Source organism: Acidimicrobiales bacterium (genome assembly GCA_035630295.1).
GTDB lineage: Bacteria > Actinomycetota > Acidimicrobiia > Acidimicrobiales > Iamiaceae > Iamia.
On sequence record DASQKY010000028.1, the window covers coordinates 45195 to 60439 of the forward strand.

The window sequence follows — 15245 nt, forward strand, 5'->3', positions numbered from 1 at the left end:
GTGGCGGGGTGACCGGCGGCCGAACCGGCTCGCGGGGCGGCATCGCCCGCCGCTCGGCCGCCGTCACCGCCACGCTGGCCCGGCACCTGGCCCGGGTGGGCGACCCGCTCCCCCGCCGGCTGGCCACCGCCTTCACCGAGCTGGGCCCCACCTTCGTGAAGGTGGGGCAGGTCATCGCCTCCAGCCCGGGGCTGTTCCCCCGGGACTGGATCGCCGAGTTCGGCATGCTCCGGGACCAGGTGCCGGCCTTCCCCGCGGCGCAGGCCCGGCGCACCGTCGAGGAGGACCTGGGCCGGCCCCTCCACAGCGTCTTCGCCCACTTCGACGACGTGCCCCTGGCTGCGGCGTCCATCGCCCAGGTCCACGGGGCCACGCTGCTCGACGGGCGGGACGTGGTGGTCAAGGTGCAACGGCCCCGCCTCGACGAGCAGGTCCGCGACGAGCTCCGGGCCCTGCTGCTGGTGTGCGAGGTGCTGGAGCGCATCCCCCAGGCCTCGGTCGGCTCCCCCCGGGCCCTGGCCGAGGACTTCGCCCGCACCCTCCACGAGGAGATGGACTTCCGGCTCGAGGCCGAGAACATGGAGCGCATGCGGCGGCTCCTGCACGACAGCGGCATCGCCGACTGCCGGGTGCCCGAGGTCCACCACCACCTGGTGGGGAAGCGGGTGCTGACCATGGAGCGCATCGACGGCCTGCGCTTCGGGGACGTGGAGGCCATGCGGGCCCACGGCATCGACACCGAGCGCCTGCTGCGCCTCGGGGTGCAGACCGTGGTCGAGGGGGTGCTGGTCCACGGCTTCTTCCACGGCGATCTCCACGCCGGCAACATCTGCGTCCTGACCGACGGCACCTTCGTGCTCTTCGACTTCGGGATCGTGGGCCGCCTCACCGAGTCCACCCGCACCCGGCTGGCCACTTACCTCATGGCCGTCACCACCAACGACTACGCGGCCATGGTCCGGGCCCTGCGCTCCTTCGGCTCGGTGCCGCCGGACGTCGACGTGGACGACATGGCCCGCACCATCCAGGAGCTGTACGAACCGTTCCTGCAGGGCGGGGTGGTGACGGCCCAGCTCGGCCAGCTGATGGACACCATGATCCGCTCCATGGTCCGCTACCGGGTGCGCATCCCCCGGGAGCTGGTGCTGCTGACCAAGCAGATGCTGTACCTGGAGGGGGCGGCGGCCACCCTGGCCCCCGACGCCGACCTGCTCCAGGAGCAGACCCTCATCTACCAGGCCCTCATGGCCAAGCACCCGGACCTGGCCGGGCAGATCGCCGCCGCCGTGCAGCGGGGCCGCGACATGGACGAGGCCATCGCCGCCGGCCGGGCCCTGCCCTGAGCGGTAGCGTGGCCGCCGTGGCCGTCACCACCGAGCCGACCCCGCCCCCCCCGGGCCCCCCCGGAGGGCACCCGCACGGCCCGCCCGGACCCGACCGCCCCCTGGGGCCCGCCTTCCTCCTCCGCCACCGGTGGGTCGCCCCGGTCGGCATGGGGCTGCTGGCCGCGGCCGGCATCGCCTACACCGCCTGGCAGGACCCCAACGCCGACGGCGTGTTCCCCCAGTGCCCCACCCAGGCCCTCCTCGGCGTCGACTGCCCGGGGTGCGGCGGCCTGCGGGCCGTCCACGCCTTCACCCGGGGCGACCTGGCCGGAGCGGCCGACCACAACGTGGTCCTGGCCGTCGCCCTGCCCCTGGTGGTCCTGGTGTGGCTCCGGTGGCTGCTCCACAGCCTCGGGGTGCGGGTGCCCCGGCTCCCCCGCGTCCCCCGCCGGGCCTGGGTCGGCCTGGCCGTGGCCGTCCTGGCCTTCAGCGTCGTCCGCAACCTCGACGGCCTCCCGCTCTTCGAGTACCTGGGCAGCACCGCCTGACCGGCGGCCCCGAGCGGGCCCACCCCTCACAACCGACCACGGGCCTGCCGATCACGGGACGGAGGTCAACGTGCTGGTCGACGAGCTGCTCATCCCCGATCGCCGGGGCACGATCCCGGTCCCCCTGGACCAGAGGGTCACCGTCTTCGCCGGCCTGGCCCCCGCCGGCCGGGCCCGCCTGGCCGGGCTCCTGGTCGAGGCGGTGGCCGGCACCGGACCGACCCGGGCCCGCGTCCGCGACGCCGAGGGCGAGGCCGGGGTGACCGGAGGCCACGCTCCGGCCGACGGCGCGCCCACCGCCGAGGCCCTCCGGCGGGCCATGGTCGTGACCGCGGCCGACCTGGGCCTGGAGGCCACCGCCCCGCACCCGGCCGTGGTGGCCGAGCGCACCTCCACCGTCCTGGCCCTCCGTCAGCTGGAGGCCGAGCAGGGCGCCATCGAGGCCGCCGCGGCCGAGGCCGAGCGCCTCCAGGCCGAGCTCGACGCCCCCACCCGCCTGCTGGTGCCGGCCAGCGCCGCCACCGCCGGCGCCCCCGAGGCCCAGCCGGTGCCCGAGGGCCGGGCCCTGGTGGCCTCGGCCCCCCTCATCGACCGGCTGCTCCAGCGGCGCCAAACGGCCGAGGACGTCCTGGCCGGGCCGTCCGAGCCGCTCGACCGGCTGGACTGGGAGGCCCACCGCCAGGCCGAGGCCGAGATCCGGGCCTGTGACGAGGAGCTGGCCGCCATGGCCGCCGAGGCCGGCGTGGCCGTCGGCCCCGACGGGCCGGGGCCGGCCCTGGCCCGAGCCGTCGCCACCCAGGTCCGGGCCCGCACCCGGACCGGCGCCGGCGCCCCCGGCGAGGACGACGCCCACCGCCTGGTGGCCCGGCGCCGGGCCGTGCTCCGGTCCCGCATCGACGACCTGCCCACCCCCGAGGACGTGTGGGCCGCCCGCCGGCGGGTCCGCATCGCCGCCGAGCACCTGGAGCGGCTGGGCGGGCCGGGGCCGCCGGTGGGCGCCGTCCGCAACGCCCTCCTGGCCCGGGCCGCGGCCCTCCGGCCCCGGGGCGTGGCCCCCATCGCCCCCCTCGTCCTCGACGAGCCGCTGGCCGGCCTCGACCCGGAGGCCCGCTGCGACCTGCTCGATGTGGTGGCCCGGGTGGCCGAGCGCACCCAGGTGGTGGTCCTGACCGGCGACCCCCTGGTCCGGACGTGGGCCCAGCAGCGGGCCGAGCGGGGCGAGCTGCGCCTGGTCGACCTGGGACCCGGCCTCGGGGCCTGACCGGTCAGCCCAGGCGGCGGAGCTGGTCGCGGTAGCGGGGCACGCGGTCCCGGTAGGCCTGGGCGCCGAGCTGGATCATCACCTCGGGATCGACCCGGCCCTCCTTGATCACCGCCGGCACCCCCAGGGCCATGGCCCGGCTGGGCACCTCGGTGTCGTTGGTGACCAGGGCGTTCGCCCCCACCAGGGCCTCCGAGCGGACCACGGCCCGATGGAGCACGACCGCCCCCGAACCGACCAGGGCCCCGTCCTCGATGGTGCAGCCCTCCAGGTGGGCGTTGTGGCCGATGACGCAGTCGTCGCCGACCACGGTGGGCCACATCGACGTGGTGTGGACCACGGTGCCGTCCTGGATGGAGGTCCGGGCCCCGACGGTGATGGTCCCGTCGTCGCCCCGCAGCACCGCGCAGGGCCAGATCGACGACTCGGGCCCCACGGTGACGGCCCCGATGAGCACGGCGTCGGGGTGCACGTAGGCCTCGGGGTGGATGGAGGGCTCCTTGTCACCGAGGGCGTAGAGCGGCATGGGCCCGACCCTACCGACAGGGGCCTACCCTCCTGCCCATGCCCGCCGACCGTCCCCGCTTCGCCCCCGCCGAGGCCCCGATGGCCGACCGGCGCCCGGCCCGGCGGGCCCGCCACGGCCACGACGAGCCCGACGACCTGGGCTGGCTGCGCGACCACGACGACCCCGCCCTCCTGCCCCTGCTGGAGGCCGAGGACGCCCACGCCGACGCGGTGCTGGCCCCCCTCGACCCCCTGGTCGACGCGGTGGAGGGCGAGATCCGGGCCCGGACCCAGGAGGACGACCTGAGCGTCCCCCACCGCAAGGACGGCTGGTGGTACCGGACCCGCACCGCCGAGGGCGCGTCCTACCCCATCCACGAGCGGGCCCCGGTCGGCCGCGACGACGCCCCACCGGCGGCCGACGCCGGGGGCTGGGCCGTGATCCTGGACGAGAACGTCCTGGCCGAGGGCCGCCCGTACCTGTCGGTGGGGGTGGCCGAGGTCAGCCCCGACGGCTCGCTGCTGGCCTACGCCGTCGACCACGACGGCTCGGAGGAGCACGTGCTGCGGGTCCGGGACCTGCGCACCGGCGAGGACCTGGCCGAGGCCATCCCCGGCGTCTCCTACGGGTTCGCCTGGGCCGCCGACGGGGCCACGTTCCTCTACACCACCCTGGACCGGGCCCGGCGCCCCTGGCGGGTCCACACCCACCACCTGGGCTCCGAGCCCACCGGCGCCGAGGACACCCTCGTCCTGGAGGAGCCCGACGACCGGTTCTGGGTCGGCCTGGGGGCCAGCCGCAGCGGCGACCTGATCGTGATCGACGTGGCCTCGGCCGTCACCTCCGAGCTGCACCTGGTCGACGCCCACACCCCCGAGTCCGGGGCCCGGCTGGCCATCCCCCGCCGCCAGGGCATCGAGGTCCAGGCCGCCCACCACGGCGACTGGCTCTACCTGGTCAGCAACGACGAGGCCCTGGACTTCGCCCTGTGGCGGGCCCCGCTGGCCGCCCCCAACCGGGCCCGCTGGCAGCCGGTGATCCCGCACGCGCCCGGCACCCGCCTCCTGGGGGTCGAGGCCTTCGCCGGCCACCTGGTGGTGCACCTGCGCACCGACGGCCGCCCGGCCCTGCGGGTCGTCGACCTGGCCGCCCTGGGCGACGGCGACGACCCGCCGGCCCCGGAGGTGGTGGCCGCCGCCTGCCGCGACCTGGCCTTCCCCGACGGCGGCCACACCCTGGGGGGCGCGGCCAACGAGGAGTGGGGCACCACCCGCTACCGCTTCACGTACCAGTCGCTCACCACCCCGGCCACCGTGCTCGAGGAGGACGTGGCCACCGGCGAGCGGGTCGAGCTGAAGCGCATGCCGGTGCTGGGCGACTTCGACCCCGACCACTACCGGGCCACCCGGGTGTGGGCCACGGCACCCGACGGCACCCGGGTCCCGGTGTCGCTGGCCCGCCACCGGGACGTGCCCCAGGACGGCACCGCCCCCCTCGTCCTGTACGGCTACGGCGCCTACGAGATCAGCATGGACCCGTGGTTCTCCATCGCCCGGCTGTCGCTCCTGGACCGGGGGGTGGTCTTCGCCGTGGCCCACGTCCGGGGAGGCGGGGAGATGGGCCGGGGCTGGTACGAGGACGGCAAGCTCCTGGCCAAGCCCCACTCGTTCTCGGACCTGGTGGCCGCGGCCGACCACCTGGCCGCCGAGAGCTGGTGCGCCCCCGACCGCATCGCCACCCGGGGCGGCTCGGCCGGCGGCCTGCTGGTGGGGGCGGCCCTGAACCGGGCCCCCGAGCGGTTCCGGGCCGTGGTGGCCGAGGTGCCCTTCGTCGACGCCCTCAACACCATCCTCGACCCCGACGCCCCCCTGACGGCCACCGAGTGGGAGGAGTGGGGCAACCCCATCACCGACCCGGACGTGTTCGCCTGCATGCGCTCCTACAGCCCCACCGAGAACGTGGGGGCGGGTCCCCACCCGGCGGTGCTGGCCACCGGCGGCCTCCACGACCCCCGGGTCGGCGTGCACGAGCCGGCCATCTGGGTGCAACGCCTGCGGGAGCGGACCGAGCCCTCCCCCGATCGCCCGGTGGTGTTCCGGGTCGAGCTGGGGGCCGGCCACGGCGGGCCGTCGGGCCGCTACGACGCCTGGCGCCGCGAGGCCGAGATCCTGGCCTTCCTGCTCACCGCCCTGGACGTGGGCGCCGGCGACGGGCCTCAGCGCTCCAGCGAGGCGTAGCCCCCCCGGTAGAACACCAGGGGGTGGCCCTCGTCGGCCACGGCCAGGTCGTGGACCCGCCCCAGCACGATGTCGTGGTCGCCGCCGGGCAGCACCTCGGCCAGCTCGCAATCGATCCACGCCACCGCGTCGTGGAGGCGGGGAGCGCCCGACCACGGGGCGGCGTCGTAGCCGATGCCGGCGAACTTGTCCTCGCCCTTGCCGGCGAACACCCGGCACACGTCCTCCTGGTGGGCGCCCAGCACGTTGACGCAGAACCGGCCGGCGGCCCGGATCCGGGGCCAGCTCGACGACTGCGACCCGACGCAGAAGCCGACCAGGGGCGGGTCGAGCGACACCGAGAAGAACGACCCCACGGCCAGGCCCACCCGCTGGCCGTCGTGCTCGCTGGCGATGACGGTGATGCCGGTCGGGAAGTGGCCCAGCACCTGGCGGAAGCGGGCCGGGTCGACGGTGGGGTCGGGCATGGGGGCAGGGTAGGCGGGGCGGCGGGCGGTCAGTAGCTGCGGGGCAGGCCCAGCACGCTCTGGGCCAGGTAGTTGAGGGTCATCTCCTGGCTCACCGGCGCCACCTGCATGATCCGGGCCTCCCGCCAGTAGCGGCCCACGTGGTACTCCTCGGCGAAGCCCAGCCCGCCGTGGACCTGGACGGCCCGGTCGCAGGCCGCGAAGCCGGCATCGGCGGCCAGGTACTTGGCCGTGTTGGCCTCCTCGCCGCAGGGCTGGCCCCGGTCGTAGCGCCAGGCCGCCAGCTGGGTCATCACCCAGGCGGCCCGCAGCCGGGCGTGGGCGTCGGCCAACGGGTGGCTGAGGGCCTGGTTGGCCCCGATGGGCCGCCCGAACACCTCGCGCTCCGTCGCGTAGGCCACGGCCCGGCGCAGGGCGGCCAGGCCGGTGCCGATGGCCTCGGCCGCGATCAGGACCCGCTCGGGGTTGAGCCCGGCCAGGAGGTGGCGGAAGCCCTGGCCCTCCTCCCCCACCAGGCGCCAGCCCTCGACCGGCAGGTCGTCGTAGAACACCTCGCAGCTGCCCACCGCGTTGCGGGCCGTCTTGGGGATGGGCCGGATCTCCACGTGCGCCGGGTCGAGGTCGACCAGGAACAGGCTGAGCCCGTCCAGCCGCCCGGCCTCGGCCTCGCCGGTGCGGGCCAGCAGGAGGCACACCTCGGACTCCTCGGCCTTGGAGGTCCAGATCTTCTTGCCCGAGATGCGCCAGCCGTCGCCGTCCCGGGTGGCCCGGGTGGCGATGCGGGACGTGTCGGTGCCGGCGTCGGGCTCGGTCACCCCGAAGGCCACGTGCAGCTCGCCGGCCGCGGCCCGGGGCAGGAAGGCGTCCTTGAGCCGGTCGCTCCCGAAGCGCACCACCGGCTCCAGGCCGAACACGGTGAGGTGCAGGGCGGTGCAGCCGTTCATGGCCGCCCCCGACGCCGCCACCTCCCGCATGAGCACCGCGGCCTCGGCGATGCCGCACCCACCCCCGCCGTACTGCTCGGGGATGGCCACCCCCACCCAGCCCCCCCCGGCCATGGCCCGGTAGAACTCCCACGGGAACCGGTGCTCACGATCGCAGGCCGACCAGTACCCGTCATCGAAGGCGCCGGTCACGGCCCGCACCCCGGCGGCCAGGGCCTCGTGGTCGGGGTCGTCGCTGAAGTCCACGGCCGCCGACGCTACGCCCCCACCCCGGAGCGGCCGCGCTCACCTTGGGACCAGTGACGACGCATGTGGCGGCCCTCGGTCCAAAGTTCGGGTGGGCGGGGCCGACTCCCCGGTGGACGGCCCGAGGGGTCAGCGGCTGAGGGCGGCCCGGGCCGGACCGGCCGGCGGGGCGGCGGACCCGGCCGTCAGGGCGATGGTGGTCCCCTCGGCCCCGGCGATGACCTCGTCCAGGCCCCGGGCCGCGCCGAGCTGGCGGGCGTGGTCGACCAGGGCATCGACGGCGGTGTCGTGGCGCTCGGGGTCGTGGTGGAACAGGGCCAGGCGGCGGGCCCCGGCGGTGGCGGCCACGTGCACTGCGTAGTCCACCGTGCAGTGGCCCCAGTCGGACTTGGCCGCCAGGTCGGGGGCGGTGAACTGGGCGTCGTGGATGACCAGGTCGGCACCGTCGCACAGGGCCAGCGCCCCTTCGGCCACCGTGTCGGTGCCGTCGACGGGCTGCTGGTGGTCGCTGATGTAGGCGATGGACACCCCGTCGACCTCGACCCGGTAGCCGTTGGTGGCCCCCACGTGGGGCACGCTGCGGGCGGTGACCACGGCCCCGTCGACCTCGACGGTCTCGCCGTCGGTGAAGTCCACGAAGTCGATGTGGCCATGGAGGTCCTCGGCCCGGACCGGGAAGTAGGGCGGGCGCATGAACTCGCCGAAGGCCTCGGCCAGGCTCAGGGCCGGCTCGGGCCGGGGGGCGTAGACGGCCAGGTGGGCCCCGGGGGCCAGGACGGGCACGAAGAACGGGAGGCCCTGGACGTGGTCCCAGTGGATGTGGGTGACGAAGGCGGTGCCGGTGAAGGTGCCGTCGGTGGGCTGGGTCTGGCCGAAGAAGCGCAGCCCGGTGCCGAGGTCGAGGATGATCGGCGCGTGGCCCGGCCGCTCGATGCTCACGCAGGCCGTGTTGCCCCCGTAGCGGCGGTTGGCGTCGCACGGGCACGGCGTGGATCCCCGCACGCCCCAGAAGGTGATGTCGACCACGGATCGTCCCCTTGTCACCGCCCCCCAGGTGGCGACGCAACCTAGTTCCGCCCGGGGGTCCGGTCACCGGGCTGTGACAGGATTCTCAGATACCCCGGCAAGCAGGACCTGCGTGGGCGCGAGCGCGCCGGGCCTGCGGCGGGGCCGGCGCCCCGTCGGTAGCTTCGGCCCGATGGATCCCACCCCCGTTCCCGACGGCCTGGCCCTCGAGCGCACCCAGCTCGACGACCTCGACGTCGCCTGGCTCACCGTGCCCGGTGTCGACCCCGGGGCCCCGCTGGCCCTCTGCCTGCACGGGTTCCCGGACGCCGCCCCCACCTGGCGCTTCCTCCTACCGGCGCTGGCCCGGGCCGGGTTCCGGCCGGTGGCGCCGTGGCTGCGGGGCTACGCCCCCACCTCCGTCCCCGCCGACGGGCTCTACCAGGTGGGCGCCCTGGCCCGCGACGCCGTGCGCCTGCACGAGGCCCTGGGTGGCGGGCCCGACGCGGTGATCGTGGGCCACGACTGGGGGGCCATGGCCACCTATGCCGCGGTGGGCTGGCAGCCCGACCGGTGGCGCCGGGCCGTGGCCATGGCCGTGCCCCCGGCCGGGGCCATGTTCGGGGGGCTGACCTCCTACGACCAGCTCCGGCGCAGCTGGTACATGTTCTTCTTCCAGAGCCCGCTGGCCGAGGGGGTGGTGGCTGCCGACGACCTGGCCTTCGTCGACCGGCTGTGGGCCGACTGGTCGCCGGGCTACGACCCCTCCCCCGACCTGCCGGCGGTGAAGGCCGCCCTGGGCGGCCCCGAGAACCTGGCCGCAGCCCTGGGCTACTACCGGGCCACCCTGGGGACCGGGACGACCGACCCGTCCCTGGACGCGGCCCAGGCCGGGTGGATGGTCCCCACCCCGGTGCCCACCCTCTACCTCCACGGCCGCGACGACGGCTGCCTGGGCGCCGATCTGGTGGCCGACGCCGGGGCCCACCTCCCGGCCCCCGGCTCCCGGGCCGAGATCCTGGACGGGGTGGGCCACTTCCTCCACGTCGAGGCCCCTGACCTGGTCAACCCGCTGGTCACCGCGTTCCTGGCCGAGGGGGCGTGATGGCCGGCCCCGCCGAGGTGACCCCCGAGGACCTGGTCACCCTCCACCACATCGAGCGGCTCAAGCACGCCTACTTCCGGTGCCTCGACCAGAAGCTCTGGGACGAGATGGCCACCCTCCTGGCCCCGGACGTGGAGGCCGCCTACTCGGGCGGCACCAACTCGTTCTCGGGGCGCGACACGGTGCTCGACTTCCTCCGCCGGTCCATGGGGGCCGACACCTTCCACTCTTCCCACCACGCCCACCACCCGGAGATCGACCTGCTGGGCCCGAACGAGGCCGTCGGGGTGTGGGCCATGGAGGACACGGTGATCATGCTCGACCTCGACATCACCATCCGGGGAGCCGGCTTCTACCAGGACCGCTACGTCCGCCGTGACGGCCGCTGGCTCATCGCCGCCACCGGCTACAAGCGCCTGTGGGAGGAGCTGTCGCCCCGCTCCTCGGTCGAGGGCTTGCAGCTCACCGCCTCGTGGTGGACCACCGACGGCCGCAGCTCCCTCGCCGGGTGACCCCGGTCCGACGACCCGGCGCGACATCCGTCGAGAGGAGCGACACACCGATGTGCCCACGAGCCGGATCGGCGCCGGGTGCCACCGACGCCGACCGGCCCAGGGGCGCAACAGCTAGTCGCGGCTGCTGACGCAGGTGGGTGGGTTGGCGGCCTCGTTGACCCGTACGCAGCGCAGGCCGCGCTGTTCGATCAGGGCCCAGTCGTCGTGGTCGCTGAGGAGCAGGGTGCCGTCGTGGAGGGCGAGGTTGATCTGGCCGTCGCCGTTGATGTCGTATTGGACCGACGGTTCGATGGTGCCGTCTTCGTCCCAGTCGATGTCCACCCCCGCGCAGATGCCATCCCGCTCGTCCAGGTCGGATTCGTCCAGGGGAGCGTTGAGGCCCTGGGAGTAGCCGATCGCTGCGTCACCCTCGCCGTCGCAATCGGTGTCGATCCCCGCATCGGTGTAGCGGTAGTTCATGACGGAGGCGTAGTTCGGGAAGCGGTTGGCGAAGAGCAAGTTCCCGCCGTGCTGGAGCCCGAGGTTGTGGCCCAGCTCGTGCATCAGGAACCGGGCGTAGCGACCCGGGTCGGGATCGTTGCACCGGACCCCGAGGGTGAAGTCGTTGCCGAACACCTCGCCCAGACCACCTGCCGGCAACATGATGACGTAGTGGAAGACGCCCAGACGGGCGGGCTGGAAGTGCGCGGACTTCGCCGCTTCGAACTCGGGCCCGTTCGGGTTGTCGTCCATGACACCGTCGGGTTCGGTGATGGCGTTGCCGCCGGTGAAGCCCCCGCCCTGGCCGTAGTCAGCGATCAGGTTGATGCCCCCCGTGCCGTCCGGGTTGAGAACCGGTGCCGCCGCGAACGCCCCCGCCATGGCGGTCACCGCGGTGGCCGTCGGACGCAGCCCGGTCGGGCAGGCGGGAACGTCGAGCCAGTCGGTTTCCAGGAACAGGTCCTTGTGGGTGGCCCGAGCGCCCATGGCCCGTAGGTTCAGGCCACCGAGACCCAGCACCTCTTCCCCGTCGGGGATGCCGTCGTCGTCGGTGTCGGGGTTGGCGGAGTCGGTGCCGGCATCCGACGCGCTGGTGTAGGTGCCGTCGTCGGTTTCCAACGCGTTGGGCAGGCCGTCGCCGTCGGTGTCGGTGGTCGGGTGGCACCACAGGGTGCCCGAGCCGCCATGGCTGGTGGTGGTGATGGTGGTGGTGATGGTGGTGGTCCGGTTGCCCTTGGTGCCGGTCAGGGGGCCGCTCCAGTGCTGCTGGGCATCCCGGGCGGTGACCACGATGGTGTAGGCGGTGCTGGCGGCCAGGCCGGTGATGTCACAGGACCGCACGCTGGCCGGCACCAGCGCCACCACCGTGCCCTGGTAGGTGCTGAGGTTGATCTGATACGACGCGGCAGGGTCGCCGCCGGTGGTGGCATCCCACGCGATGCGCACCAACGGCCCACGGGTGGTCGCATCCACAGTGGTGCCCGGGTGCCAGTACGGAGCGTTCTCCGGCGGGGGTGGACCCGGGTCGCAGGCCGCGGCGGTCACCACCAACCCCAGCGCCAGCACCACCCCGGAGAGCGACCGACGGTGGCGACGACGGGGGGAACGGGACAGGTCTTCTCGCATGAGGTCTCGCTTCGAGCTCGGTGAACAGGGGCCCGCCGGCACCGACGCTCGGGGGAGCGCCAGGGATGAGTGGCGGCTGCCCGCACCGGGGGGAGTGGTGCGGGCAGCCGTCCACGGAGCCGCAGCGGGCCGACGCCGGCAGGAGCATCGAACCCGGGCTCGACCGGCACGCCCCGGCGAGATGAGCAGGAGCGGACCGGAACCAACCCGGTCCGGGTCATCCAGATCGGACGGCCCGGACCGGGATCGGATCAGTCCTCGGGGTTGGGCAGGCCTTGGGCCCGATCGTCGAACTCGGGGCGACCCATCAGTTCCGCGTAGAGCCCCGATCGATCACCCGTTGCTCGCAGGAACCTGACACCGTCACTGCGCTCAGCCGAGCTGGGCGCCCGGCCCAAGATCTCGTCGTAGGCCGCGGCGACCAGCACCCGCAGCGGTTCATCCAGCGTGGCCAGGGTCCGCACCAGCGCCCGAGGCGACGTGCCCGCCGCCAGCCGCGCCGTCCAGAACTCCAGGCCGGCCGCGTCCGGGGCCCGGTTCAGCAGCCGTTCGTACACCCGGGTCACGAACCCGGCATCGGTCCCCCCGGCCAAGGACGCGAACTCCGGGGAGGCGGCCAGGTCAGCCAACAACCGCTCGTAGCGACCGTCGGCCAGCAACCGGGCCGTCCAGAAGGCGCGGCCCCCAGCATCGGCGGGGCGGCCCAGCATCGTCTCATAGGCGTCGTCGACCACCCGGCCCACCGCTTCGGGCGTCCGCGCCATGCTCCGGGCGAAGGCCTCGGGGCTGGTGCCACCGTCCAGGCGACCGGTCCAGTGGTCATAGCCCCCCTGGTCCGGGCACCGACCCAACAGCTCCAGGTACACCAGGCGCACAACCGCCCCGGATCCCGGCTCGGTGAACGCCTCACACTCGAACTCCGGCAACACCGTGAAGGGCACCACGTCGGTGACCAACGGGGGCACCAACGTCCCCCCGAAGAACCGGGCCGACAAGCTGTGGGCGCCCACCGGCAGGTCCACCGTGGACAACACCGCTTCGCCGTCCACCACAGGAGCCACCCCGATGGTCTCGGAACCGTCCAGGAACTCCACCGTCCCCGACGTGGCCGGCGCCACCGCTGCCGCCAACGTGACCTCCGACCCCGCCCGCGCCGAGGCCTCCGGCGACACCGCCAAGGTCGCCCCGGCGACCGTCACCCGCCCCAGCAGCACCGGCTCCCCCACCGGCAGGCACGTGAACACGTAGGGCAGGCCCAGGGCATCGGTCCGGGTGCGGATGACCACCGAGTCCAACGTCACCGGCACCACCTCACCCGGCGCCCCCGCCAACGGGAACGACCCCGTCTCCCCATGGAACGACACCACCTGATCGACATCCACCGTCGCCGGGTTGGGCGTGGCCGGGATGGTCGTCCCGAACCGGCGCTCCACCGCAGTCGCCGTCCCCGACCCCCCCGGGCCAATGGCCATCTCGACGCCCTCCAGGTTTTCGACCCCCACCGGGCTCACCGTCTCGTTGGGAAGGAGCCCGGAGAAGCCGTTGGTTGAGGAGAAGCTGCGGTCGGTCAAGATCCGCACGTCGAGGTGGTCCAAGTCGACCTGTCCGACCGGTCGGGCGGAGGGGAGGTTGGCCTGGGCCACTACGTTGGCCCGGAACCCCACGTCAGGCGCCCCTCCCGGGGCGATGCACTCGTAGATCGTCCCCACCGCCGGCAACACCGTGAACGGCACCGTGCCCTGGGTCGGCAGGAACAGGTCGTCACCCGAGTACTGGACGGTGAGCTGTCGGGTCCCGATGGGCACATCCACCGGCAGGCGCACCAACAACGTCCCCACGGCGGTAGAGCGGGTCAGGGTGAGCTCGGGTTCGAAGCCCAGGATCAACATCCCCCCGGGCCGGGTGAAGTCGACAGGCCGGCCATCGAGGAGCACACGCACCAGCCCGGACGGCCGGACGTTGCCGACCGTGGGCCCCACGTTGGCGCTGATGGTGAGAGTGTTCCCCTGGCGGACCGTGTGGGGGGTGACCGGCACGCTGCCGAAGGTGACGGTGGTGGTGCGGCGAGTGGCTTCGACCATGACCGTCTCCGACGTGCTGCGGGCCAGGGCTCCCGGAGTGGGGGCGATCATCGGTGCCGCGGTGCCGTCCACGACCTCGAAGGCGACTGTGACCGGGCCCGGATCGACAGCCGGGCCACCGGGGGCCCCGAAGGCGATCCGCAGGCGCCGCGAGACCGTGGCTCCGGGCGCGACGTCCACTGAGTCACCGACCGAGCCGATGACCACGCGCGTCGCCCCGACGCTCAGGGCCACCGGCTGCCAGGCCTGCCCGTCGAAGTGCTCCAGCACCACCCGATCAGGCGTGAAGGCCCCGGTGCCCACAGGTCGCCGCAAGGTGACATCGAGGCGGGCCCCGTCGAGAGCGGCGCCCAGGCCGGTGTTGGTGATGGACAGGTCGAACTCGACCGGGGAGGCGCCGATCTGGATGCGCTCGGGGAGGTTGGCGCTGATGAGGGGAGCGGCGGCCACCAGGTACTCAGTGCGCTCCGAGGTCGACCGGGCGTACGGCGGCGTACCCCGGTACTCCGCGGCCAGGTGCCGCACGCCGGCCGGCAGGGCGCTGGTGGCCAGGGTGGCGGTGCCGTCAGGGGCCAGGGTGGCGTTGCCCAGGGTGGTGGATCCATTGGTGAAGTCCACCGACCCCGACAGGTCCACTCCCGCGCTCTCCGCCGCGCACTCCGGATCGCGGGGCTCGTCCACGCTCACCGTGGCCGTCAAGGTGACCTCGTCACCCACCCGGGACCCCTCCACCGGGGAGACGGCCAGGGCGGTGGTGGTCTCACACGGCGCATCCGGCGGCAGCGGGATGTCGCCCTGAAGGGTCATGGCCAGGGCGTGGCCGCTGCCGGCCAGCTGCTCGTTGACCGGCTCGACCAGGGTGCTGTCGCACTGCGGGGTGGCCACCACCGGGGGCACGGTGAAGTCGGGGTCCGCCATCGTGACCCGACCGTCGGGACCAGCCGGCCCGTAGGGGACGGTGGAGTCGAGGGTGAGCGACACCGGGGTGGTCCGGCACTCGCCCGGGAAGGGCAGGGGCTGGGTCTCGCCGGTGGGGATGACCTCGATGTCCAGGTCGACGGTCAGGCTGGCCTGCAGCAACAGGTTGCCGTCGGGGTCGACCGACCCGGTGACCGTGCCCGGGGTGACCTCGGAGAAGGTGGCGTCGATGAACACCGTGGCCCGCAGCGGCGTGGTGATCTCCTGTTCGAAGCTCACCGTCGGGGTGGAGAAGGTCCCGTCGCTGATCACCCCGGTCTGATCGTCGACCTCGCCGGCGAACTCAGTCGGGGCGGTCAGGGCGTACGGCTCATCCGCGTCATGGATCTGGAGGGTGCCCGTGCCCTCCACCAGGGCCAGGGTGAAGCCCTGCTCGGCCCGGGGAGCGGAGGCCCCCGGGGGCGCTGCTCCTACTGGGGG

12 protein-coding genes are annotated in these 15245 nt (G+C 74.2%); 6 read left to right on the plus strand and 6 right to left on the minus strand.

The features are described 5' to 3' along the window. The first annotated feature begins 8 nt into the window (after nt 1–8). From VEW93_07535 to VEW93_07545, 3 genes are all read left to right on the plus strand, one after another. Nucleotides 9–1343 (plus strand): AarF/UbiB family protein, encoded by a 1335-nt coding sequence (locus tag VEW93_07535; protein ID HYI61642.1) that lies wholly within the window; start codon nt 9–11, stop codon nt 1341–1343. Between the two features lie 17 nt (nt 1344–1360). Then, nucleotides 1361–1873 (plus strand): DUF2752 domain-containing protein, encoded by a 513-nt coding sequence (locus VEW93_07540; GenBank protein ID HYI61643.1) that lies wholly within the window; start codon nt 1361–1363, stop codon nt 1871–1873. 70 nt (nt 1874–1943) lie between these two features. Next, nucleotides 1944–3134: a hypothetical protein gene (locus VEW93_07545; GenBank protein ID HYI61644.1), complete on the plus strand. Its 1191-nt coding sequence runs from the start codon at nt 1944–1946 to the stop codon at nt 3132–3134. A 4-nt stretch (nt 3135–3138) separates the two neighbouring features. Here VEW93_07545 and VEW93_07550 read toward each other — a convergent pair whose 3' ends face one another. Further along, nucleotides 3139–3660 (minus strand): gamma carbonic anhydrase family protein, encoded by a 522-nt coding sequence (locus VEW93_07550; protein ID HYI61645.1) that lies wholly within the window; start codon nt 3658–3660, stop codon nt 3139–3141. A 38-nt stretch (nt 3661–3698) separates the two neighbouring features. Here VEW93_07550 and VEW93_07555 point away from each other — a divergent pair, with 38 nt between their 5' ends. Then, nucleotides 3699–5879, plus strand: a complete 2181-nt coding sequence (locus VEW93_07555) for a S9 family peptidase (GenBank protein HYI61646.1) — start codon at nt 3699–3701, stop codon at nt 5877–5879. On the opposite strand, the gene VEW93_07560 is transcribed toward VEW93_07555, so the two are convergent. The 3 genes from VEW93_07560 to VEW93_07570 form a co-directional block, all read right to left on the minus strand. Then, nucleotides 5858–6346: a flavin reductase family protein gene (locus VEW93_07560; protein HYI61647.1), complete on the minus strand. Its 489-nt coding sequence runs from the start codon at nt 6344–6346 to the stop codon at nt 5858–5860. The genes VEW93_07555 and VEW93_07560 overlap by 22 nt on opposite strands. Nucleotides 6347–6375: 29 nt before the next feature. Then, nucleotides 6376–7536 carry an acyl-CoA dehydrogenase family protein gene (locus VEW93_07565; GenBank protein HYI61648.1) on the minus strand — a complete coding sequence of 387 codons (1161 nt, stop codon included), beginning with the start codon at nt 7534–7536 and terminating at the stop codon, nt 6376–6378. Between the two features lie 129 nt (nt 7537–7665). Further along, nucleotides 7666–8562, minus strand: a complete 897-nt coding sequence (locus VEW93_07570) for an MBL fold metallo-hydrolase (protein HYI61649.1) — start codon at nt 8560–8562, stop codon at nt 7666–7668. 172 nt (nt 8563–8734) lie between these two features. On the opposite strand from VEW93_07570, the gene VEW93_07575 reads away from it, so the two are divergent. Together VEW93_07575 and VEW93_07580 are read left to right on the plus strand one after the other, a co-directional pair. After that, on the plus strand, nt 8735–9646 hold the full coding sequence (locus tag VEW93_07575; GenBank protein ID HYI61650.1) for an alpha/beta hydrolase: 912 nt from the start codon (nt 8735–8737) through the stop codon (nt 9644–9646). After that, nucleotides 9646–10158 carry a nuclear transport factor 2 family protein gene (locus VEW93_07580; GenBank protein HYI61651.1) on the plus strand — a complete coding sequence of 171 codons (513 nt, stop codon included), beginning with the start codon at nt 9646–9648 and terminating at the stop codon, nt 10156–10158. The genes VEW93_07575 and VEW93_07580 overlap by 1 nt, the downstream gene beginning before the upstream one ends. A gap of 114 nt (nt 10159–10272) precedes the next feature. On the opposite strand, the gene VEW93_07585 is transcribed toward VEW93_07580, so the two are convergent. Both VEW93_07585 and VEW93_07590 read right to left on the minus strand, forming a co-directional pair. Continuing rightward, a complete protein-coding gene (locus VEW93_07585) occupies nt 10273–11586 on the minus strand; it encodes a hypothetical protein (GenBank protein HYI61652.1) in 1314 nt (437 codons plus the stop codon). Nucleotides 11587–12017: 431 nt separating this feature from the next. Beyond that, nucleotides 12018–15176, minus strand: coding sequence for an Ig-like domain repeat protein (locus VEW93_07590; GenBank protein HYI61653.1), 3159 nt, complete (start codon nt 15174–15176; stop codon nt 12018–12020). Nucleotides 15177–15245 lie beyond the last annotated feature (69 nt).

What these genes read in the sequence shown, in the direction of transcription:
- VEW93_07550 (HYI61645.1), bottom strand. Translation starts at nt 3,660, where the DNA reads ATGCCGCTCTACGCCCTCGGTGACAAGGAGCCCTCCATCCACCCCGAG.
- VEW93_07555 (HYI61646.1), top strand. Translation starts at nt 3,699, where the DNA reads ATGCCCGCCGACCGTCCCCGCTTCGCCCCCGCCGAGGCCCCGATGGCC.
- VEW93_07560 (HYI61647.1), bottom strand. Translation starts at nt 6,346, where the DNA reads ATGCCCGACCCCACCGTCGACCCGGCCCGCTTCCGCCAGGTGCTGGGC.
- VEW93_07575 (HYI61650.1), top strand. Translation starts at nt 8,735, where the DNA reads ATGGATCCCACCCCCGTTCCCGACGGCCTGGCCCTCGAGCGCACCCAG.
- VEW93_07580 (HYI61651.1), top strand. Translation starts at nt 9,646, where the DNA reads ATGGCCGGCCCCGCCGAGGTGACCCCCGAGGACCTGGTCACCCTCCAC.